The organism is Clavibacter sepedonicus (assembly GCF_000069225.1).
In the GTDB taxonomy this organism is placed as follows: domain Bacteria; phylum Actinomycetota; class Actinomycetes; order Actinomycetales; family Microbacteriaceae; genus Clavibacter; species Clavibacter sepedonicus.
In genome coordinates, this window is sequence record NC_010407.1 from 1,521,736 (window position 1) to 1,541,147 (window position 19,412).

Sequence of the window (19,412 nt, forward strand, 5' to 3'; positions counted from 1 at the left end):
CGCCGGGCCGACGGGATGCGCTAGCCGAGCCCGCCGACGCCCTTGACGATCGCCGTCACCGCGCCCGCGAAGGCGAGCACCACGACGGCGGCCCGCGCGCCGCGGGTCGGGATCCGGGGCGCCAGCAGCGTGCCCGCGCCCACTCCCGCGACGAGCGTCACCACGATCCCGACCCACGCGGCCGTCCCGAGGTCCGGCCAGCGGTCGGGCGCGAGCACGAGCTTCGTGATCAGCGACGCCGCCCCCGTGGTCAGGAAGAACGGCTGCAGGGTCGCCGCGAACGGGCGCTGCTCCCACCGGCTCACGACCGCGTAGACGCTCACGCTCGGGCCGCCGATGCCGGCCGCCGCGTTCATCACGCCCGCGGCGAAGCCGAAGCCGGCCATCACGCCCGGGCCGTCGACCACGCGGGTCGTGCGGCGCAGCGCGAGCGAGGTGGTGAGCGCGGCGACGAGCAGCAGTCCGATGCCGATCTCGAGCGCCGGCTCCGGCAGCAGGTAGGCGAGGAGCGCGCCCGGCACGATCCCGACCACCGCGGGTCCCGCGAGCAGGAGGTAGCGGCGCCACTCGACGTCGCGCCGCACGCCCGCGAGGATCAGCGAGGCCGACAGCACGCTGCACAGGTTGACGATCATCACGCCGTCGAACGGCCCGAGCAGGATCACGAGCACGGGCGCCACCACGAGCGCGAAGCCGAGGCCCGTCACCCGCTGTGCCACCGCGCCCACGAACACGGCGACGAGGACGGGGGCGATCACCCTGACATCCTCCCGTGGATCCCCGCCCCGATCCGCCGCCCGCCCTCGCCCCCTGAGGTAAGGCATGCCATACTTAGGCTGTGCTTACCTCCACCGCGACCCTCGCCAGCAGCACGGCAGAAGCCTCGGCCGTGGTGGATGCGCAACCCGCGGTCGAACGTCCCGCCTACCGGCCGTTCGCCGCCCGCGTCGCGCGCACCGAGCGCCTCAGCCCCACCTTCCTGCGGATCACGTTCCAGAGCGACGACCTCCGCGACTTCGGCGACGAGTGCCTCGACCAGCGCATCAAGCTGCTGCTGCCGGTCGCCGAGCACGGCCTGCCGGATCTCACCGGCGTCGGCGGCGACGACTGGTTCGCCTGGTGGCGCGCGCTGCCCGACGCCGAGCGCAACCCGCTCCGCACCTACACGTCCCGCGCGGTCCGCCGCGAGCTCGGCGAGGTCGACGTCGACTTCGCGCTGCACGGCGACATGGGCCCCGCCTCCCGCTGGGCCGGCGGCGCCCAGCCCGGCGACGAGATGGTCGTCATCGGCCCCGACGCCCTGAGCCCCGCGCGCGGCCTCGGCATCGAGTGGCACCCGGGCGCCGCCCGATCGCTGCTCCTCGCGGGCGACGAGACGGCCGCCCCCGCGATCTGCAACATCCTCTCCTCGCTGCCGGACGACGCCGTCGGCTGCGCCTTCATCGAGGTGCCGGTCACGGGCGACCGCCTCGACGTGCGCGTGCCGAAGGGCGTGAACCTCAGCTGGCTGCCGCGCGATGGCCGCCCGAACGGGTCGCGCCTCGAGGAGGCCGTGCGCCGCTGGGTCGACTGCCACGTGAAGGTCGGCGCCATCGCCGCACCCGAGGTCGCGCTCGCCGACGAGGCCCAGCCGCTCGCCGAGGACGACGCCGATGGCATCGTCTGGGACGCGCCGGTCGTCCACGAGGGGTCGACGCTCTACGCGTGGCTCGCGGGCGAGTCCGGCTGCATCAAGGCGCTGCGCCGCTTCCTCGTGCGCGACACGGGCATCGATCGCCGCCAGGTCGCCTTCATGGGCTACTGGCGCGCAGGCTCCGCCGAGGGGTCCTGACGATGGCCGGATCCACCCGCACGCGCGCCGCGAAGGGCACGAAGCGCCGGGTGCTGTTCGTCACCGACGAGACCGGCCTCGACCAGACGCAGGCCGCGCTCGCGGCTCTGCCCCTGTGTACCCGCGGCAGCGTGTTCGTGGAGGTGCCCGACGCGTCCGTCGAGGTCGCGCTCGCGCACCCGCCGCGCATGGTCGTCACCGTCATCGCGCGTGATGGCCGCGGGGTCGACGGCGAGCCCGCCGCGCCCATGACGGCGGTCGCGCGCGCGGTCGGTGCGTGGGCCAGCGAGATGATGGTGTTCGCCGCGCCGATCTCCGATGAGCACCCGGTCACCGAGGTCAGCGTTCTGCTCGGCGGGCACGTCGGCGGCCACGACGACCTGCTGCACCTGCTCGCGACGCGCTGACGCGGATCCGCCCGCTGCCGCGCTCAGCGCCGAACGGGTCCGTCGGTCCCGGACGCGAGCTCCAGCGCCGCCCAGAGGTCCCGGCCGAGCTGCGGGTCCGCGGCCTGCGCGGTCGTCTTGCCGTCGGGCGTGAGCTGGTCGTAGTACGTGCCGTTCGGCGCCGCCAGGTCGGGCACCGACACGAGCTGCACGAGGGGCACGGCACCGGCCTCCGCGGAGATGCCGTAGGCGCCCATCGAGAGCGCGAGGAGCGCCTTCATCACGGTGCTGTCGGATCCGAACGACGTGCGCACGAGCCCCGGGTGGAACGAGCACGCCTCGATGCCGCGCGGGCCGACGCGCTCGGCGAGCGTGCGCATCATCAGGATCATCATCGCCTTCGACGTGCCGTACGCCTGCCAGCCGCCGGACCACGGGCGCTTCCGCCAGTCGAGGTCGTCGAGGCGCACGCGTCCCCACAGGTTCGCGCGGCTCGCGGTGCCGATGACGCGCACCGGGCTCGCGTCCCCGCCGAGCGCGTCCTGCGTCTCCTCGAGGCGGGGGAGGAGCAGGCGCGTGAGGAGGAACGGCGCGAGGACGTTGCGCTGGAACGTCGTCTCGTGGCCGTCCGTCGTCGTCGCGCGCCGCGGCACGAGGCTGCCGGCGTTGAGGGCCAGCACGTGGATCCGCGGGCAGGTCGCGAGGAGCGTCGCCGCCAGGGCGCGCACCTCGTCGAGCCGGTCCATGTCGGCGATGGCGTGCCGCGCGCCCAGCTCGGCCGCGATGCCGCGCGTGCGCTCGGGATCGCGCCCGACCACGACGACGTCGGCCCCGCGCGCGTGTAGCTCCCGGGCGGCGATGCGGCCGATGCCGGAGCTCGCGCCCGTGATGACGACGGTGCGGCCGTCGAGCGGCCCGGTCACCGGTAGCCGCCCTTCTCCAGGCCCGCCTCGATCTCGAAGCGGTTGCGCAGCGGATCCCGCCCCGCCCACCAGTACAGCAGCGGCATCAGCAGCCCGTACCGGCGCCACTGCACGACGTGCACGGCCTCGTGCTCGAGCACGGCCGGACCGGCGTTGTCGCGCGTGAGGTAGACGCGGCCGACGCACGTGCCGCCGCGGCCGAAGACCCAGGACGGCAGGCCGCTGAGGACGATGAGGTCGCCGTGACGGCGCACCTCTCCCGTGCTCAGCGGGAGGCCGATCGCGAGTCCCACCGCGGTGGCGACGCCGCTGCCTGCGCGCGAGACGGGGGAGTCGAGCAGGACGCCGCGGACGGCACCCGCCACGGCGCCGAGGCCGGCGCGGATCACGCGGTCGGCCGGCCGTACGTCTCGAGCAGGCGCAGCCACACCTCGCTGATGGTCGGGTACGACGGCACCGCGTGCCAGAGCCGCGCGAGCGGCACCTCGCCGACGACCGCGATGGTGGCCGAGTGCAGGAGCTCGGCGACGTCGGGTCCGACGAAGGTGACGCCGACGATCACGCCGCGGTCCTCGTCGACGACCATGCGCCCCTGCCCCGCGTAGCCGTCGGCGTGCAGGCTCGAGCCCGCGACGGATCCGAGGTCGTAGTCGACGACGCGCGCGCGGATCCCGGCGTCGTCCGCCGCCTTCGCCGTGAGGCCGACGCTCGCGACCTCCGGGTCAGTGAACGTGACCTGCGGGACGGCCCGGTGGTCGGCCGTCGCGACGTGCACGCCCCACGGGGAGTCGTCGACGGTGCCGCCGGTCGCGCGCGCGGCGATGACCTCGCCGGCGGCGCGCGCCTGGTACTTGCCCTGGTGGGTGAGGAGCGCACGGTGGTTGACGTCGCCGACGGCGTACAGCCACGGCGACTCCGCGTTGACCCCGCCCGTGACGAGCATCGTGTCGTCCACGTCGAGGTAGGCGCCGGCCTCGAGGCCCACGGTGTCGAGGCCCAGGTCCTCGGTGCGCGGGGTGCGGCCGGTGGCGACGAGCACCTCGGCGGCCGTGACGGAGGATCCGTCGGACAGCTCGACCGTGACCTCGTCGCCGTCGCGAGCGACGCGGGAGGGCGAGGCGCCGAGGCGCACATCGACGCCCATGCCCTTCAGGCTGTCGCCGACGAGCTCGCCCGCGAAGGGCTCCTGCCCGCCGAGCAGGCCGCTGCGGGCGACGATCGTGACGGCGCTGCCGAGCGAGGCGTACGCGGTGGCCATCTCCGCCGCGACCACGCCGCCGCCGATGACGACGATGGAGGTCGGAACGACCTCCACGCTGGTGGCCTCGCGACTCGTCCAGGGCTGCGCCTCGGCGAGGCCCGGGATGTCGGGGAGGAGCGCGGCGGTGCCGGTGGAGACGACGACGGCGTGCGCCGCCTCGTGCTCGGCGACGGATCCGTCGGGCGCGGTGACCGTGACGCGGCGCGGCCCGGAGATGCGGCCGTGGCCGCGCGCGAGTTCGATGCCGATGCCCTCGAGCCAGCTCACCTGGCCCTGGTCGTCCCAGGAGCTGGTGAAGGAGTTGCGGCGCTCGAGCACCGCGGCGACGTCGAGCTCGCCCGTGACGGCCTCCCTCGATCCGGCGACGGCGCGCGCCGCACGGAGGGCGCTGCCGGAGCGGAGGAGCGCCTTGCTCGGCATGCAGGCCCAGTAGGAGCACTCGCCTCCCACGAGCTCGGACTCGACGACGAGCACGGAGAGCCCGCCCTGCTTCGCGCGGTCGGCGACGTTCTCGCCGACGGGGCCGGCACCGATGACGATGAGGTCGTAGGAGGTCATGGTCCCGACCCTACGCCGGGCCTCCCGCGCATCGGCCGGGCGGCTTCGGTCGGCGGATCAGCGGCCGACGAAGTCCGCGGGACGCCGGTCGGCTGCCGCCCGCATGCCGCGCGCCGCGTCCTCGGAGGAGGCGAGCCGCACGAGCTCGACGGGGAGCGCGGCGGCCGCGGCCTCGTGCCCGTCGCGGAGCGCTGCGCGGGCGTTGCGGAGCGTCGCCTGCACGGCCAGCGGGGCCTGCGCGGCGATGCGCTCGGCGATGCCGATCGCCGCATCCAGCTGCTCGCCGTCGGGCACCACGAGCTGCACGATGCGCATGCGACGGGCCTCCTCCGCGTCGAACGGGTCGCCTGTGAGGATCCAGCGCATGGCGTCGGCCCAGCCCGCGACCGCGGGGAAGCGGAGGGTCGCGCCGCCGAACGGGAGGATCCCGCGCGCGACCTCGATCTGCCCGAACCGCGTGCCCGAGGCCGCCACCACCACGTCGCTCGCGAGCGCCAGCTCGATGCCGAGCGTGAGGCACGTGCCCTGCACCGCGAGGACGACGGGCTTGCCGACGCCGTCGCCCGCCATCCGCCACGGGTCGACGCCGTCCTCCGGCACCGTGTCGAGGCCGCCGCCGGGTCCGCGACCGATGTGCGGCGCCACGTCGGCGAGGTCGAGCCCGCCCGTGAAGTGGTCGCCGATCGCGTGCACGACGCCTACCCGCAGCTCGGGATCGCGGTCGAGCAGGCCGTACGCGCTCGCGAGCTCGCGGAGCATCCGCATGTCGGCGGCGTTGCGCTTGGCCGGCCGGTCGAGTCCGATGAGCAGCAGGTGCCCGCGCCGCTCGACGCGCACGCGCGGTGCGTCGTCGGCCGGGTGGTCGGCGGTGGATGCGGTGCGGGCGTCGTCGCTCACGGCGGTCTCCTTCGATCGTCCCCGCCAGCCTCGCAGGGCCGACCGTGCGGGCGCGACCACCCGTACGGGGTCAGACCGGCCCGGTCAGCGCCCCGATGATCCGCAGGATGGTGCCCATGTCGTCCACGGCCGCCGCGGGGGAGGAGGGGGCGAACTCCGTGATCCCGGCGCCGGCGAGCCCGAACGACCGGCGCATCGCCTTGATCGACTCGGTGACGGCCGGCACGTCGAGCCCGAACGGCTCCGGGTGGCCGACTCCGGACATGGCGCCCGGGTCGAGCACGTCGAGGTCGACGTGGACGTACACGTCGGTGGCGCCGGTCGCCGAGACGGCGGCGACGAGCGCCTCCGGCCCCACGGCGTCGACGCCGAGCAGCGTGATGCCGCGCGCGTCCACCAGGTCGGACTCGGCGTCGTCGAGCGCGCGCACGCCGGCGAGCACGACGCGGTCGGCCGTGACGGCGCCTGCGGGCAGCTCCAGGCCGTCGACGCCCTCGCCGATGGCGGCGCGCAGCACCATCCCGTGGAAGGCCCCGGTCGGCGAGGAGGCGGGGGAGTTGAGGTCGGCGTGCGCGTCGAGCCACACCACCGCGAGGCCGGGATGCGCGGCGGCGGCGTGCCCGATGGACGCGATCTCCACCCCGCAGTCGCCGCCGATGGTGACGAGCGGACCCGCACCGGCCGCGGACGCCGCCCGCAGCGCCGCCTCCTGGCGGGTGCGCACCGCGAGGAGCGACGCGTAGCGGAGCACGCCCGTGCCGAGCGACTCGCCGGCCTCGACGGGCACCTCGACGACGTGCGTGGCGGACGCCGGCAGGTCGCCGCGTATCGCCTCCGCCCCGTCCGCGAGCCTCATGGCGCGGGACGAGCCCGAGCCCTGCCATTGGGGGACGACGACGAAGGAGGCGGGCACGTCCTCAGTATCCCGTGCGGGGCCGGACATGGCGATGCCCGCCGCCTGCGGTCGTGGCCGCGGGCGACGGGCGTCGTCGTGGGGAGGGGGCTACTCCATGTCGCGGTAGCGCTTCGCCTCGGTGAGCGCGGTGCGGAGGCCGTCGGCGTCGAGCGCCGGGCCGTATCCGGGGGTGTCGCGCTGGATGCGCCAGCCCTCCGCGAGCGGTCCCGCGTCGACCGCGTCGTAGCCGAAGGAGTCGAGGATCGAGGTGACGGTCGCCTTCGCGTCGGCGTCGTCGCCCGCGATCACGAGCGCGCGGCGGCCCGGCGTGCCGGCGGGCGTGCCGTGCTCCGTGAGGTCGGCGGCGTAGATGTGGTTGAACGCCTTGACGACCTTCGACTCGGGCAGGTGCCGCTGCAGCATCTCCGCGGTCGTCGTGGTCTCGTCGTCGAGCTCGGCGATGTTCCCGTCGCGCTCGGGGTAGTAGTTGTCCGTGTCGATCACGATCTTGCCCGCGAGGGGCGCGACGGGGACGCTGTCGATGTTCTTCAGCGGGATGGTCACGACGACGATCTCGCCGGCCTCGGCGACCTCCTCGACGGTGGCGGCGCGGGCGCGGTCGCCCAGCTCGTCGATCAGGTCGGTGAGGGTCTCGGGGCCGCGGGAGTTGGCGATCACCACGTCGTGGCCGGTGGAGGTGAACAGGCGGGCGAGCTGGCTGCCGATGAGTCCGGCGCCGATGATTCCGATGTTGGTCATGGGGGAGGGAACGGCTCGCACCCGGCAGGCATTCCCCGCGCGGACGACGACGGGCGCCGCTCCCGGAAGATGCGGCGCCCGTCGTGGTGTGCGGCTACTCGCCGGACGTGACCTGCTTCGGCGCGGATCCGCCGGACTTGAGGGCGGCCAGGCGCGCCTCGACCTCGGTCAGCTCGCCGAGGTCCTCGAGCTCCTCGAACTGCGCGTCGAGGCTGGAGGCCTGCAGCTCCTCGGCGCCGCGGACGCGGGCCTCCTCGCGGCGGATCTTCTGCTCGAAGCGGCTGACCTCGCTGGTCGGGTCCATGATGTCGATGCTCTTCATGGCGTCCTGCACCTGCGACTGCGCCTGTACCGTCTTCTGGCGGGCGTTCAGCTCGTCGCGCTTCGACGACAGCTGCTGCAGCTTGCCGCGCATGGTGTCGAGACCCTGCTTGAGCTTCTCGACGACCTCGGTCTGCGACGCGATGGTGGGCTCGGCGCCCTTCGCCTCGCTCTCCGACTGCATCTGGCGCTGGAGGGCGACGCGGGCGAGCGCGTCGAACTTGTCGGCGTTGGGGGTGTTGCCGGCGCCCCGGTACTCGTCCGCCTTCTGGCTCGCGGCGAGGGCCTTGCGACCCCAGTCCTGCGCGGCCTGGACGTCCTCGCGGTGGTCGTCCTCGATCATGCGGAGGTTGCCGATGGTCTGGGCGACGGCGCTCTCGGCCTCGCGGATGCTCTCCGTGTAGTCGCGGACCATCTGGTCCAGCATGAGCTGCGGGTCCTCGGCCTGGTCGATGAGGTTGTTGATGTTGGCCTTCGCGAGCTGGGCGATGCGGCCGAGGATGGACTGCTTGGACATGGGTGCTGCTCCTTCTCGTCTGGTGCTTCGTCGGAATGGGTTGATCATGGGTCGCTCTCGTTCTCGTCGTCCTGGTCGTGCGCGTGATGCGGGCGTCGCGGCGTGTGGCTAGAAGCTGCCGCCTCCGCCGCCCCCGCCGAATCCGCCGCCTCCACCGCCGCCGAATCCGCCGCCTCCACCGCCGCCGAATCCGCCGCCGCCTCCGCCGAAGCTGCCTCCGCCGAATCCGCCGCCTCCACCCCAGCCGCCGCCTCCGCCGCCACCGCTGAGGAGACCGCCGATGATGCCGCCGACGACCGCGCCGCCGATGCCGGATCCACCGCCCATGAGACCGCCGCCCCCGCCGTAGCCGCCGTATCCGCCGCCCTGGTCGAGGTCGCGCTGTGCGGCCTCGATGGCCTGCGCGGAGTACGCGGTGGCGGCCTGCGATGCGGCGACCGCCCGCACGGGGTCGCGCGGGGCGGCCTCGTGCGCGTCGTCGAGCGCGCGCTGGGCGTGGGCGAGGCGCGTGCGCGCCTCCTCGCCGACCCCGCCGCGACGGGTCGAGATGAAGTCGCGCGCCGTGGCCACCTGGCTCTCGGCGGTCGAGAGCGCGCGCGGGAGGTAGCCGATCGCGCGCTGCACCTGCTCCTGCTGCTCCCGCACGGGCGCGAGCGCCTCGTCGAGACGCGCCTCCGCCTCCTGCAGCAGCGTGACGCTCGTGAGCGGATCCGCGAGCCGGCCCTGCAGCGGCTTCGCGTCGGCGATGGCCTGCTCGGCCGCCTCCACCAGCCGCGTCAGCTCCGGCATGCGCCCGCCGCGCTGGGCGGCGCGGGCGTCCTGGATGTCGCTGCGGACGTCGGCGATCTCCTCCTGCACGCGCGTGGACGCGTGCTCGAGGTCGGATGAGACGCGGTCGACGCCGTCGAGGAGCTTGCCCGCCTGGCCGACCGCCTGCTGCGCCGCGCGCACCTTGACGGCGATCTCGCCGGTCGAGGCGCGGTCGCCCGCGCGGATCGCCTCGGCGGCCTCCTGCGCGGTGTCGGTCGCGAAGGAGAGGAGCGAGCGGGCCTGGTCGACGTTGCCGGTGACGGTCGTCATCGACGGGCCGGCGTAGCGGCGGCCGAGCAGATCGACCGCCTCCTGCGTCCGCTCGATCCGCGTCTTCAGTGCCTCCGCGTCGGTGACGATGGCGGCGAGCGTCTGCGGCGCGTTCTTCTCGAGCGCGCGCAGCTCCTCGAAGGACTCGGCCTGCGCGTCGAGCTCGGCCCGCGCCTCCTCGCACAGGTCGACGATGCGGGCGGCCCAGGTGCGGCGCTCCTCGTCGGTGTCCTCGATCGTGTCGTCGAGCTTCTGCTTGAGCGCGAAGGCCTCGCGGACCTTGCCGCCCGCCGAGACGAGCACCTCGCGGTAGGGGCCGACCGCGCCGGATCCGAACTCCGCCTCCGCGAAGCCGACCTCCTGCTCGCTGGTCTCGAGCGCGTCGTCGAGCTGCACGAGCATGCTGCCCGCGCGCTGCTCGGCCGTGCGCATCTCCGCGAGCGCGACCTGGCGCGTCGCGGCGATCGCCTTCCGCTTCCTCCGGCGGCCGACGAGCGTCGTGCCGACGGCGGCCACCAGGATCGCGCCGAGCACGAGGAGGAGGACCAGCCCGAAGTCGATGCCGGAGTCGTTCCCGCCGGAGGGGGTGGTGCGGGTGTCGGCGACGCTGCCGGTGCGCGCGACCGACTCCATGCCCTGGGCGGTCGCCACGGCGGCGCCCGACCAGTCGTCGGCCCGGAGCTGGGGCACGATCACGGTCGTCTCGAATGACTCCTGGTCACCCGACACCTGGCCCGTGGGGAAGGCGTACTCGCGGCCGTCGACGGCCACGGCGAGCAGGGCGTCGGAGCTGCCGAAGCTGTTCGCCTGCTTCGTCTCCTGGCCCCAGGCCTTTGCATCCGACGCCCCGGTGAAGGTGTCCACGTACGCGACGTGCAGCGTGACGCCGGTCTGCTGCTGGAGCTGGTCGATCGCCTGCTGGATCTGCTGCTCCTGCGCGGGCGTCACCGCGTCGGCCTGGTCGAGGATCGTCGCCCCGCCGAAGTCGACCGGCTCCGTGGCCTGCGCCATCTGGGGCACCAGGGCCCCGGCCAGGCCGAGCGCGAGCGCGGCCCCCAGCAATCTCGCGGACCGCGGCATGCGACTCCTCCGTCGTCTCAAGTGCGTGCTCCATCCAGGCTAGTGGCGCGGGTGCGTGCGGTGGCCGTGAGGATCGCGGCCGCGCGGGTCACGCGAGCTCCGTCACGGTGCGGTCGTGCGGGTCCCAGCGGCGGAGGCCGGCAGCCGGGGCGTCGAGCGGGTCGATGCGGCCGAGCGCCGCGCCGAGCTGCTCGCCGGTGAGCCGGACCGCGAGCGACACGTGCGGTGTCCACGACCCGGGGCGGGTGTGCGGCACGACGTCGACGTCCTCGTCGTCCGCTTCTCCTGGGGAGCCGTCGACGGCCGCGTGGATCCGCGCGTGCAGGTCGAGCAGCGCCGCGTCGACCACGACCTGCCGGGCCAGCACGAGGCCGCGCGGTGGGACGCCGAAGACCACGAGCCCGCCGAGGCGGAGCGTCGGGAGCGGGCCGGCCGCGGCCACGGCGCGGACTGCGTCGTCCGCGGATCCGCCGAGGCCGTCGGCCGCCAGCAGCGTCACGTGCGGGCGGTTCGTCTCCCCGGCGTGGTCGGCGAGGCTCGGCAGGCCGGCGCCGGCGAGGGCGCGCCAGGATGCGCGGACCGCGGCGTCGGACGCCGCGTCCAGCGTGAGCTCGAGGCTGCCGGCGCTCAGCGGCGGGGCGGTGTCGCGGGCGGGACGGGGCCCTGGCTGCCGCGGCCGCCGTCGGGGCCGAGCTTCCGCAGCTGGTCGTCTGCGGCCTGGCGCGCCTTCTGGATCTTGTCGGCGTGCTTGCTGCCGGTGGCCTTATCGGCGATGCCGGACACCCTGTCGATGGCGGTGCGGCCGACGTCCTGGCCCTTGGACGTGCGCAGGAAGCCGGTGGCGGCGGCGGCGATGCGGGACAGCTTCACGGGTGGTCTCCTCTTGAGGGGATCGGGTGGGCCGCCGTGCCCGGGCGGCGCGGCGGTCGTCCTGGGACCATCCTGGCGTGCCCCGCCTGTGCCGGAGCGGGGAGTCTCCCCGGGAGAGGGAATGCGGATGCCGCGGGGCCCGGTGACGGCGGCGCGGCGGGCCTCGTCGCCGGTGCTACCCTGGATCCGCGCTCGCGCGCACCCTGGCCCCCATAGCTCAGGGGATAGAGCACTGCCCTCCGGAGGCAGGGGCGGAGGTTCGAATCCTCCTGGGGGCACACCTTCCCATATCCCGTGTTGGTGCGGTGAGAGGCCGGTCCCGCCAGCGGGGCCGGCCTCTCGTGCGTTCGCCCACCGCGACGCCGGCGTTCACGCTGGGTGGAGCCCGACCCTCGCGTGGTCATGTGCGGCGGCCGTCGCTCATATACGCCCAGCGCCAGTACTTAGGCGCGCGCCTTGTGCGTCATCCCGACAGGGCACTCGCCGGCCCCGATGGCAGGTCACGGTCAGCAGCCGGCGCGGCAGAACAGCACATCCATCGGCATGAGCAGGCTGCCATTACGGTGTATTGTCACGACCTCCCACCCCTCGGCTGCGATGGCGTTAACTTGCTCGTTGAACGCCTCCGTGTAGGCGTTCTTTTTCACGGTGCCTGTTGCAGGCAGTTGCTCCAGGCGGTATTCAGGCATATTTCTTTAGTACCTCTGATTGAGCGAGACGGGTCAGTAGACGTTGAAAGTCTCGATCGTCGGCGAGTCTTCCGTGCCGGTGACGAAGCACTCGACGGTGAAGCGGCCCTCGGCGTCGTACGCGTTCGTGATGTCGACGCCTGCCTTCAGGAACCACCCACCGTCCTGCTGCATGCGAGTTCCGTCGAGGATGAAGTCGGCGTCCCAGCCGTACGGTGCCTGTTCCTTGCCCATGCGATCGCAGACGGTCATTGCCATGCCTGACGTCAGTGCCTCGGGTTCCGCCGGCACGGCCGGTGCCGCAGGGGCGATAGGCGCCGCCTCTTCAGTCGGAGTCGCCGCGGGCGTCGGCTCGGCGACCGGTTCCGCTTCGGGCTTGCTCACCGACAGGGTGATGGTGTCGCCGTCCGCAGCGTCGTCACCGGCGTCGGGGAGCTGCGACACCACCTCCCAGTTGGCCGGGTCTAGGACGAAGCCCTCGTCCGCTTCGAGGTCGACCTCGAACCCGGCGTTCTCAAGCGTGTTCTTCGCCTCGGTGCCGGTCATGCCGGAGACGTCGGGCACGGAGATCGGGTCGGCCGCGGAGCACCCGGTCAGGAGCAAGGCGCTAAGGAGTGCGGCGGCCGGCAGGGTAAGGGCAGTTCGGGTCAAAGGTCCTCCTGGGTCCCCTCGAGCGTATGGAGCCCGGAGCCAGCCGCCCAGCCCCTGTTCGGGCCCGACGTCTGCATTCGGCAAAAGTGCCGCGTCAGTCTGATGCGGCTACTTCATGCCCCACTCAGCTTCAGCTCGCTCTACCAGGTCCCGCAGCTTCGCCAGCCAGGGTTCAAGGTGCTTGAAGACGTCGAAGTCGTCAGGTGCGCCGAGTGTCGTCATCACCGTCCGCATGTAGGGCGGGGTGGCCGTGTAGACGACAGTCGTGGACCCGTCAGGCAGGGCAATTTTCCAACCAGCGCGGCCCATGTGGTCGCCAAGGAACCGGCTGGTTGCTCCAATCGGTCTGTCGGGCTCGACGGTTGACGAGGAGTAGTTCGAGATGAAGGTGCCTGTGCGGGCCCCCATGGTGCCCTGCTTCTCGATTCGATTCCGCAGCTCGACGAACCATCTATCGATAGGGTCCGCCCGCATCTGCGTCATCTCCCGGTCGTACCAGGTCAAGAATGGTGAGCCGAGCAAGTCGTTTGACGTCAAGTTCTGCAAGACGAAGGTCACGGCGCGCCCATTCGTGACGGCAGTATGAAGGCCGAACTCCGCTTCGGTGCCGCGCTTGAGAAATTGTGCTGCTCCCTGCTCGGCGAACGCCAAGGTCTGATGAGTGGCTCGGAAGGCGCTTGCAACGGTCCGGTGGAGGGTCATGGCTTGAACGTACCCGGCACGCTCACAGACATCAGCGGCTCCGACACTGCATCTGCATGCCCCGGCTCCCACCGGTCTCCGTTGCGCCACTCGCGCGGTGGCGGCTGAAACAGGGAGACGCCACCTCGGAGGTCCGACCGCAGCGGGATCCCCGTCTACGGGTTACGCGGCGATGCCGCCAGCGCGTGACGCGATGCGCACGTCCGCGGCGGATCGGATCGCATCGGCTCGACGCAGGTTCGCGGAGCGGCAGGGGCGGAGGACGCGTGAACACACGCGGCGGGGCCCGAGACGGGTCTCGGGTTCCCGCCGCGTGGTGCTGGGCCCAACTGGGGGAGCGGGCCTACACATGAAGGTAGCGGGCGTCCGGCGGGACGACCACGCCGCCCGGTACTGGAAAAGCCCAGTGGTGCACGAGCCAATCCGATTCCCGCATGGCGACGAACACGCGATCCCCGGCCCGGCAGGATGCGCCCGTGCGACGCGGTCCGGCATCCCGCCGCCTCCGAGAGCTGGCCATCGGGCATCCGCGGTCGGTCGGCCTAGGCTCGCCGCATGGCAGACGACGACTACTCCACCTCGGTCCGCGACCTCCTGAAGGGCGCGAAGCCGAAGCCCCACGAGTTCCCCGAGCTCGACCCGGCGCACCTGCCGGACGACCCGATCGACCTCGTCATCGACTGGATCCGCGACGCCGTCGCCCACGACGCCGCCGAGCCGAACGCGGTCGTCCTCGCGACCGCCGACGCGGACGGCCGCCCGAGCGCGCGCACGCTGCTGCTCAAGGACGTGACGCCCACGGTCGACGACGAGCCCGGCGCCCTGTGGTTCTCCTCGCTCGCCGACAGCCCCAAGGGCCGCGACCTCGAGGCCAACCCGCGCGCGGCGCTCGTCGCGTACTGGCGGGAGCGCGGGCGTCAGATCCGCGCGACCGGTCCCGTCTTCCACGGCGACGGCGAGGTGAGCGCGCGCGACTTCCTCGCGCGGCACCCCGCATCGCGCGCCGAGGTAATCGCGGGCGACCAGAGCGAGCCGATGCCCGACGCCGCCGAGCGCGACGCGCGCCTCGCCCGGGCGCGGGACGCCGTGGACCGGGATCCGGAGCTCGTCGCCGAGTCGTGGCGCGCCTACGTGCTGCAGCCGACGGTCGTCGAGTTCTGGCAGGCGACCGCCGACCACGGGCAGCTGCGGGTCATGTACCGGTCGGGGCCGGACGGATCCTGGACGCACACGCTCGTCTGGCCCTGAGGGCCGGACCGCCGCCGCGTGTTGCGGAACATGACGCGCGGCGTGCGGGCCCGCGGGGGACACCGCACACTGGATCCATGCCCGCCCCCCTCCGCCGCCTCGCCGTCGTGCAGGTGACCCGCTCCCGTCCCGAGGCCGCCGCCTACAACACGCTGGTGCAGGGGCTCAACGCGCGCGTCGCCGAGATCGCCGACGCCGCGGGCTGGCAGGTCGAGAACGTCGCGGCGGAGGACGAGGGCGTCGAGTCGCTGCTCGCCCGCACGCGCGAGGCCGACGCGGTCGTCATCATGGGCGGCGAGGACGTCGCCCCGCGCTTCTACGGCGGGCCCGCCGAGTACGAGGGCCGCTCGACGCACCGCGAGGTCGCCGACGCCGGGCAGATCGCGCTCGTCCGCCGCGCGGTCGCCGAGGGCACGCCGCTGCTCGGCATCTGCCGCGGCGCCCAGATCGTCAACGTCGCGCTCGGCGGCACCCTGCAGCAGCACATCGAGGGCGTGGGGGAGCACCGCAACGACGCCGAGGAGATCACGGCCGTCATGCGCGACCACGACGTGCGCGTCGCGGTCGGCAGTCGGCTCGCCCGCGCGCTCGGATCCACCGACGTCGTCGTCCGGAGCGCCCACCACCAGGCGGTCGACCGCCCGGGCGCGGGGCTGCGCGTCGTCGCGGTCGCGCCCGACGGCGTGCCGGAGGCGGTCGAGCACGAGAGCGCGCCCGTCATCGGCGTGCAGTGGCACCCGGAGGACCCGGGCGCGGCGCGCGATCAGCTGCCCGCGCTGCTCGACGCGCTCGCCGAGGCCTGCGCCCTGCGCGAGCCCGTCGGCGACGCGCGCACCGCGGCCGCCTGAGCCGACCCGGCCCCGGCGACCGCGGCCTGTCACCGCGCAGCGCGGGTCAGGGCATCACGTCGCCGCTGTTGGGCCCGAGCGTCTGGCCGACGAACAGGTTCCCGTCGGGATCCGCCGCCAGCAGCACCGCGGTCGGGGCGACCTCGTCGACCGTGCCGAAGCGGCCGAGCGGCAGCTCCCGGCGCTTCGCGTCCTTCCAGTCCTCCGAGATGGCGTCCACCAGCGGTGTCGCGATGGGGCCCGGCGCGATGACGTTCGCGAGCACGTTCGAGCCCGAGACCTCGAGCGCGAGCGACTTGGTGAACGCGATGACGCCGGCCTTCGCGGCCGCGTAGTGCGCGAGCCCGACGCCGCCCTTCTGGCCGAGCTGCGAGGCGACCGTGATGATCCGGCCGTCGCGCCGCTCGAGCATCCCCGGCAGCACGGCGCGGGTCAGCAGGAAGACGCTCGTGAGGTCGACGTCGATCGTGCGCTGCCAGGTCGCCAGCGCCATCTCCGCCACGGGCGTCTCGGTGAGGATGCCGTGGGAGTTGACGAGCACGTCGATGCGGCCGAGCATCCGCCCGGCCTCCGCGACGGCGTCCGCGACGCGCGCCTCGTCGGACACGTCGGCGACGACCGCGCCCACGGCGCCGATCCGGCGCGCCTCCTCGTGCACGGCGGGTGCCATGTCGACCAGCACGACCTCGGCGCCCGCGAGCACGAAGTGCCGGGCGATGGCCGCGCCGATCCCGCTCGCCGCGCCCGTCACGAGGGCGGTGCGCCCGCGCAGCCGGTCGCTGCGGGGGACGGCGGCGCTCACTCCTGCATCCGGATCGTCAGGCCGCCGTCGACGGTGAGGGTCTGCCCCGTCACGTAGGCGGCGTCGTCGGAGGCGAGGAACGCGATCACGGAGGCCACCTCCTCGGGTCGGCCCACGCGTCCGGCGGGGATCCTGTCGCCCGCGCGCCTGAGGCCGTCGGCGCCGAGCGAGTTCACCGCGTCGAGCGACTGCGGCGTCTCGATGAGGCCCGGGATCACGGTGTTGGCGCGGATCCCGCGCGGCGCGAGCTCCACGGCGGCGCTCCGCACGAGGCCGACGACCCCGGCCTTCGCCGTCGCGTAGTGCGCGTGGTCGCCCCAGCCGTAGACGCCGCCCGCCATGGAGGACACGGCGACGATCGAGGAGCCCCGTCCGAGGAGCGGCTCGGCCGCGCGGATCACGCGCATCACGCCGCCGAGGTCGACGCCCAGCACCTCGTCCCACCGCTCGTCCGTCATCGCGCCGAGCGGCGCCCGGCGGAGGATCCCGGCGGCCGCGACCACGTGGTCGACCTGGCCGAACTCCTCGAGCGCGGCCCGCACGAACGCGTCGACGGACCGGGTGGACGCCACGTCGAGGTCCACCGCGATGCCCGTGCCGCCGACCGTGCGCACGGCCTCGAGGGTCGCGCCCGCGTCGTGCGGGTCGCCGGGGTAGCGGCCGACGACCACGCGGTCGCCCCGGGCGGCGAGGCGCACCGCGGTCGCGCGGCCGATGCCGGATGCCCCGCCCGTGACGAGCGCGACGGGTGCCGTTCCCGTCACGCGGTCGCCTCGCGCGTCTCGCCCGTGGGCTTCGCGAGCAGCATCACGAGGGCCGAGGCGAGGATGCCGCCCGCGCCCACCCACAGCGCCGCCTGGCCGAACGACATGGCGCTCGCCGTGAGGCCCGTGAGCAGGAAGCCGCCGATGATCGCGCCCGGCTGGCTCATCGCGCCGATGAAGCTGGAGCCGGTCGCCCGGCAGTCGCTGTCGAAGCAGCCGGCCTGGAAGAACAGGATCGCCGCGTACGGCCCGAGCAGGAAGAACAGCCCGACCATGTAGGCGCCCATCACGAACGTCGGGTCGTCCGGCCCGAGGAGCATCACCGCGAACGCGAGCCCCGCGACGAGCCAGCCGCCGACGATCACGTTGCGACGGCCGAGCCGGTCGCCCAGCCAGCCGTGCGCGAGGTAGCCGAGGACGCCCACGCAGTTGGACGCGATGATCAGCAGCAGCGCGTTGGAGGCGTCGATGTGCTTGCCCGACTCGAGCACGGTGGTGCCGAGCACGGAGAAGGTCTGGATCCCGAACCAGTTGAGCAGCCACGCCACGCTCAGGACGATCGTGCTCCGCAGGTGCTTGCCCTGGAAGATGCGCGCGATGGGGGCGGACCGCTGCACGTCGAGCCCGGTGGCGCGGGCGAACGCGGCCGCCTCGTCGTGGTGCCCGGCGGCGCGCAGCCGGCGGATCCGCTGCTGCGCGACGAACTGCGGACTCTCGCGGAGCGTGAGGCAGATCGCCGCGACCACGAGCGCGGGGACGGTCGCGAGGCCGAACGCGATGCGCCAGCTCCCCGGTCCGAACGCCGTGGTGATGAGGCCGACGAACGCGGCGGCGAGCAGGGCGCCGAGCGGCCAGCCCGTCTGCACCATCGCGTAGACGAATCCCTTGTTGCGGCGGATCCGCTCGTCCTCGGTCTGCTCGTAGATCTCGTTGAGGTAGGTGGCGTTGATGGACTGCTCGGCGAGGCCCAGGCCGCTGATGCTGCGGATCCCGACGAGCGAGACCGCCCCGGCGCTCAGCGCGGTCGCGCCCGAGGACAGCGCCGTGCCGGTGACGGACACGACCATGCCGACGCGGCGGCCGAGCCGGTCGACCATGGGGCCGACGAGGAGCACGACGACCGCCGTGCCCACGCTGACCAGCGTCGAGACGAGCAGCGACTCGCTCGTGTCCCAGCCGAAGTCGCGCGAGATGTCGGGCAGCAGCGTGCCGAAGAGGATGAAGTCGTAGACGGCGATGGTCCACGCGAGGAAGGCGATGCCCGTGACCCGGCGGGTCTGGCGGACGCTGACCTTCTCGAGGCCCGCCGGCAGCGCGTCGGCGGGCGAGGCGGCGGATGCCGCGGATCCGGCGGCCGCGGGGGCGGCGCCGGGACGGGAGGTGTCGGTGCTCATGGGGGTGGTCTCCTGCGGTCGGACGGGTCGCGGATCAGGGGACGCGCGGGGTGCGCGGGGAGCGTCGCTGGAAGTCCTGGGCGATCTCGTCGAAGGTCGCCCAGCGGACGCCCTCGTGGGAGTTGATGTGGGCGATGAGCCGCTCGAGCATGAGGAGCACCTGCGGGCGGCCCGAGACGTCGGGGTGGATGGTGAACGTGAAGACGCCGTAGTCCTGCTCGCGGTAGACCCAGTCGAACTGGTCGCGCCACATCTCCTCGAGGTGGCGGGGGTTCACGAAGCCGTGGCTGTTCGGGCTGCCCTTGACGAACATCATGGGAGGCAGGTCGTCGAGGTACCACGACGCGGGGATCTCCACGAGGTCGGTCTCCTCGCCGCGCACGAGCGGGTGCATCCAGCTGGCGGCGTCCTTCGTGTAGTCGACGCCCTGCCACGTGTCGCCGACGCGCACGTAGTACGGCTCGAAGTCGCGGTGCATGAGCGAGTGGTCGTAGCGGATCCCGCGCTCGATGAGGAGCTCGTTCGTCACTCGGGAGAACTCCCACCACGGGGCGACGTAGCCGGTGGGGCGGCGGCCGGCGCGCGACTCGATGAGCTCGATCGAGCGGTCGAGCACGTCGGCCTCCTGCTGGCGGGACATCTCGATGGGGTTCTCGTGGCTGTAGCCGTGCGCGCCGATCTCGTGCCCGGCGGCGACGACCTGGTCGAACTCCCGCGGGAACGTCTCGATGGAGTGGCCCGGCCAGAACCAGGTGGAGGGGAGGTCGTGCTTGGCGAGCAGCGCGTTGAGGCGGGGCACGCCGACCTCGCCCGCGAACAGGCCGCGGGAGATGTCGCCGGGCGAGTCCTGCCCGCCGTACGAGCCGAGCCAGCCGCTCACGGCGTCGACGTCGATGCCGAACGCGATGATGATGTCCTTGGCCATGGGGGTCCTTC

General features: G+C 73.5%; 22 protein-coding genes and 1 tRNA gene. 5 read left to right on the plus strand and 18 right to left on the minus strand.

Annotated elements, in window-relative coordinates; genetic code table 11:
- Positions 1–20: 20 nt before the first annotated feature.
- Positions 21–758 (minus strand): sulfite exporter TauE/SafE family protein, encoded by a 738-nt coding sequence (locus tag CMS_RS07175; protein WP_041464508.1) that lies wholly within the window; start codon positions 756–758, stop codon positions 21–23.
- A 131-nt stretch (positions 759–889) separates the two neighbouring features.
- Between CMS_RS07175 and CMS_RS07180 the strand changes: the two genes are divergently transcribed.
- Entirely contained in the window at positions 890–1,831 is a 942-nt protein-coding gene (locus CMS_RS07180) for a siderophore-interacting protein (protein ID WP_012298827.1), read from the plus strand.
- Positions 1,832–1,833: 2 nt separating this feature from the next.
- Entirely contained in the window at positions 1,834–2,238 is a 405-nt protein-coding gene (locus tag CMS_RS07185; protein ID WP_012298828.1) for an SIP domain-containing protein, read from the plus strand.
- Between the two features lie 23 nt (positions 2,239–2,261).
- Here CMS_RS07185 and CMS_RS07190 read toward each other — a convergent pair whose 3' ends face one another.
- The 10 genes from CMS_RS07190 to CMS_RS07235 all read right to left on the minus strand — a co-directional run bounded on the left by CMS_RS07190 (position 2,262) and on the right by CMS_RS07235 (position 11,378).
- Positions 2,262–3,140, minus strand: coding sequence for an SDR family NAD(P)-dependent oxidoreductase (locus CMS_RS07190; protein ID WP_012298829.1), 879 nt, complete (start codon positions 3,138–3,140; stop codon positions 2,262–2,264).
- The gene (locus CMS_RS07195; protein ID WP_012298830.1) at positions 3,137–3,529 is read right to left on the minus strand and encodes a hypothetical protein; all 393 of its coding nucleotides are present in this window, start codon (positions 3,527–3,529) and stop codon (positions 3,137–3,139) included. Before CMS_RS07195 ends, CMS_RS07190 begins: the two co-directional genes overlap by 4 nt.
- On the minus strand, positions 3,526–4,959 hold the full coding sequence (locus tag CMS_RS07200) for a dihydrolipoyl dehydrogenase family protein (protein ID WP_012298831.1): 1,434 nt from the start codon (positions 4,957–4,959) through the stop codon (positions 3,526–3,528). Before CMS_RS07200 ends, CMS_RS07195 begins: the two co-directional genes overlap by 4 nt.
- Positions 4,960–5,016: 57 nt before the next feature.
- Entirely contained in the window at positions 5,017–5,856 is an 840-nt protein-coding gene (locus CMS_RS07205) for a crotonase/enoyl-CoA hydratase family protein (protein ID WP_049791906.1), read from the minus strand.
- Between the two features lie 70 nt (positions 5,857–5,926).
- The gene (locus CMS_RS07210; protein WP_012298833.1) at positions 5,927–6,769 is read right to left on the minus strand and encodes an arginase family protein; all 843 of its coding nucleotides are present in this window, start codon (positions 6,767–6,769) and stop codon (positions 5,927–5,929) included.
- A 90-nt stretch (positions 6,770–6,859) separates the two neighbouring features.
- Positions 6,860–7,510 carry an NADPH-dependent F420 reductase gene (locus CMS_RS07215; RefSeq protein ID WP_041464509.1) on the minus strand — a complete coding sequence of 217 codons (651 nt, stop codon included), beginning with the start codon at positions 7,508–7,510 and terminating at the stop codon, positions 6,860–6,862.
- A gap of 94 nt (positions 7,511–7,604) precedes the next feature.
- Positions 7,605–8,348 (minus strand): PspA/IM30 family protein, encoded by a 744-nt coding sequence (locus CMS_RS07220; protein ID WP_041464510.1) that lies wholly within the window; start codon positions 8,346–8,348, stop codon positions 7,605–7,607.
- A gap of 108 nt (positions 8,349–8,456) precedes the next feature.
- Entirely contained in the window at positions 8,457–10,508 is a 2,052-nt protein-coding gene (locus CMS_RS16195; protein ID WP_012298836.1) for a TPM domain-containing protein, read from the minus strand.
- 88 nt (positions 10,509–10,596) lie between these two features.
- Complete coding sequence (locus CMS_RS07230) at positions 10,597–11,139, minus strand: 2'-5' RNA ligase family protein (RefSeq protein ID WP_041464511.1); 543 nt, start codon at positions 11,137–11,139, stop codon at positions 10,597–10,599.
- On the minus strand, positions 11,136–11,378 hold the full coding sequence (locus CMS_RS07235) for an antitoxin (protein ID WP_012298838.1): 243 nt from the start codon (positions 11,376–11,378) through the stop codon (positions 11,136–11,138). Before CMS_RS07235 ends, CMS_RS07230 begins: the two co-directional genes overlap by 4 nt.
- A gap of 206 nt (positions 11,379–11,584) precedes the next feature.
- Between CMS_RS07235 and CMS_RS07240 the strand changes: the two genes are divergently transcribed.
- Positions 11,585–11,656 (plus strand) — tRNA-Arg (locus CMS_RS07240).
- 228 nt (positions 11,657–11,884) lie between these two features.
- Here the strand turns inward: CMS_RS07240 and CMS_RS17095 are convergent.
- From CMS_RS17095 to CMS_RS16200, 3 genes are all read right to left on the minus strand, one after another.
- Positions 11,885–12,067 carry a hypothetical protein gene (locus tag CMS_RS17095; RefSeq protein ID WP_012298839.1) on the minus strand — a complete coding sequence of 61 codons (183 nt, stop codon included), beginning with the start codon at positions 12,065–12,067 and terminating at the stop codon, positions 11,885–11,887.
- A gap of 33 nt (positions 12,068–12,100) precedes the next feature.
- Positions 12,101–12,631 (minus strand): PASTA domain-containing protein, encoded by a 531-nt coding sequence (locus CMS_RS07245; protein ID WP_133064079.1) that lies wholly within the window; start codon positions 12,629–12,631, stop codon positions 12,101–12,103.
- A gap of 195 nt (positions 12,632–12,826) precedes the next feature.
- The gene (locus tag CMS_RS16200; RefSeq protein WP_049791908.1) at positions 12,827–13,420 is read right to left on the minus strand and encodes a hypothetical protein; all 594 of its coding nucleotides are present in this window, start codon (positions 13,418–13,420) and stop codon (positions 12,827–12,829) included.
- Positions 13,421–13,975: 555 nt separating this feature from the next.
- Between CMS_RS16200 and CMS_RS07255 the strand changes: the two genes are divergently transcribed.
- Both CMS_RS07255 and CMS_RS07260 read left to right on the plus strand, forming a co-directional pair.
- Positions 13,976–14,668 carry a pyridoxine/pyridoxamine 5'-phosphate oxidase gene (locus CMS_RS07255; RefSeq protein WP_012298842.1) on the plus strand — a complete coding sequence of 231 codons (693 nt, stop codon included), beginning with the start codon at positions 13,976–13,978 and terminating at the stop codon, positions 14,666–14,668.
- Positions 14,669–14,745: 77 nt separating this feature from the next.
- The gene (locus CMS_RS07260; RefSeq protein WP_012298843.1) at positions 14,746–15,516 is read left to right on the plus strand and encodes a gamma-glutamyl-gamma-aminobutyrate hydrolase family protein; all 771 of its coding nucleotides are present in this window, start codon (positions 14,746–14,748) and stop codon (positions 15,514–15,516) included.
- Positions 15,517–15,562: 46 nt separating this feature from the next.
- Here the strand turns inward: CMS_RS07260 and CMS_RS07265 are convergent, their stop codons facing one another.
- The 4 genes from CMS_RS07265 to CMS_RS07280 are packed head-to-tail and all read right to left on the minus strand — an operon-like array spanning position 15,563 to position 19,401.
- Positions 15,563–16,318 carry an SDR family oxidoreductase gene (locus tag CMS_RS07265; protein ID WP_012298844.1) on the minus strand — a complete coding sequence of 252 codons (756 nt, stop codon included), beginning with the start codon at positions 16,316–16,318 and terminating at the stop codon, positions 15,563–15,565.
- Positions 16,315–17,082 carry an SDR family NAD(P)-dependent oxidoreductase gene (locus tag CMS_RS07270; protein ID WP_012298845.1) on the minus strand — a complete coding sequence of 256 codons (768 nt, stop codon included), beginning with the start codon at positions 17,080–17,082 and terminating at the stop codon, positions 16,315–16,317. The genes CMS_RS07265 and CMS_RS07270 overlap by 4 nt, the downstream gene beginning before the upstream one ends.
- Entirely contained in the window at positions 17,079–18,476 is a 1,398-nt protein-coding gene (locus CMS_RS07275) for an MFS transporter (protein ID WP_012298846.1), read from the minus strand. The genes CMS_RS07270 and CMS_RS07275 overlap by 4 nt, the downstream gene beginning before the upstream one ends.
- Before the next feature lie 34 nt (positions 18,477–18,510).
- A complete protein-coding gene (locus tag CMS_RS07280) occupies positions 18,511–19,401 on the minus strand; it encodes a polysaccharide deacetylase family protein (RefSeq protein ID WP_012298847.1) in 891 nt (296 codons plus the stop codon).
- Positions 19,402–19,412: the final 11 nt, after the last annotated feature.

Coding starts and splice junctions, on each gene's coding strand:
- CMS_RS07275 (WP_012298846.1), bottom strand. CDS start 18,476: ATGAGCACCGACACCTCCCGTCCCGGCGCCGCCCCCGCGGCCGCCGGA.
- CMS_RS07215 (WP_041464509.1), bottom strand. CDS start 7,510: ATGACCAACATCGGAATCATCGGCGCCGGACTCATCGGCAGCCAGCTC.
- CMS_RS17095 (WP_012298839.1), bottom strand. CDS start 12,067: ATGCCTGAATACCGCCTGGAGCAACTGCCTGCAACAGGCACCGTGAAA.
- CMS_RS07185 (WP_012298828.1), top strand. CDS start 1,834: ATGGCCGGATCCACCCGCACGCGCGCCGCGAAGGGCACGAAGCGCCGG.
- CMS_RS16200 (WP_049791908.1), bottom strand. CDS start 13,420: ATGACCCTCCACCGGACCGTTGCAAGCGCCTTCCGAGCCACTCATCAG.
- CMS_RS07260 (WP_012298843.1), top strand. CDS start 14,746: ATGCCCGCCCCCCTCCGCCGCCTCGCCGTCGTGCAGGTGACCCGCTCC.
- CMS_RS07200 (WP_012298831.1), bottom strand. CDS start 4,959: ATGACCTCCTACGACCTCATCGTCATCGGTGCCGGCCCCGTCGGCGAG.
- CMS_RS07255 (WP_012298842.1), top strand. CDS start 13,976: ATGGCAGACGACGACTACTCCACCTCGGTCCGCGACCTCCTGAAGGGC.
- CMS_RS07280 (WP_012298847.1), bottom strand. CDS start 19,401: ATGGCCAAGGACATCATCATCGCGTTCGGCATCGACGTCGACGCCGTG.
- CMS_RS16195 (WP_012298836.1), bottom strand. CDS start 10,508: ATGCCGCGGTCCGCGAGATTGCTGGGGGCCGCGCTCGCGCTCGGCCTG.
- CMS_RS07220 (WP_041464510.1), bottom strand. CDS start 8,348: ATGTCCAAGCAGTCCATCCTCGGCCGCATCGCCCAGCTCGCGAAGGCC.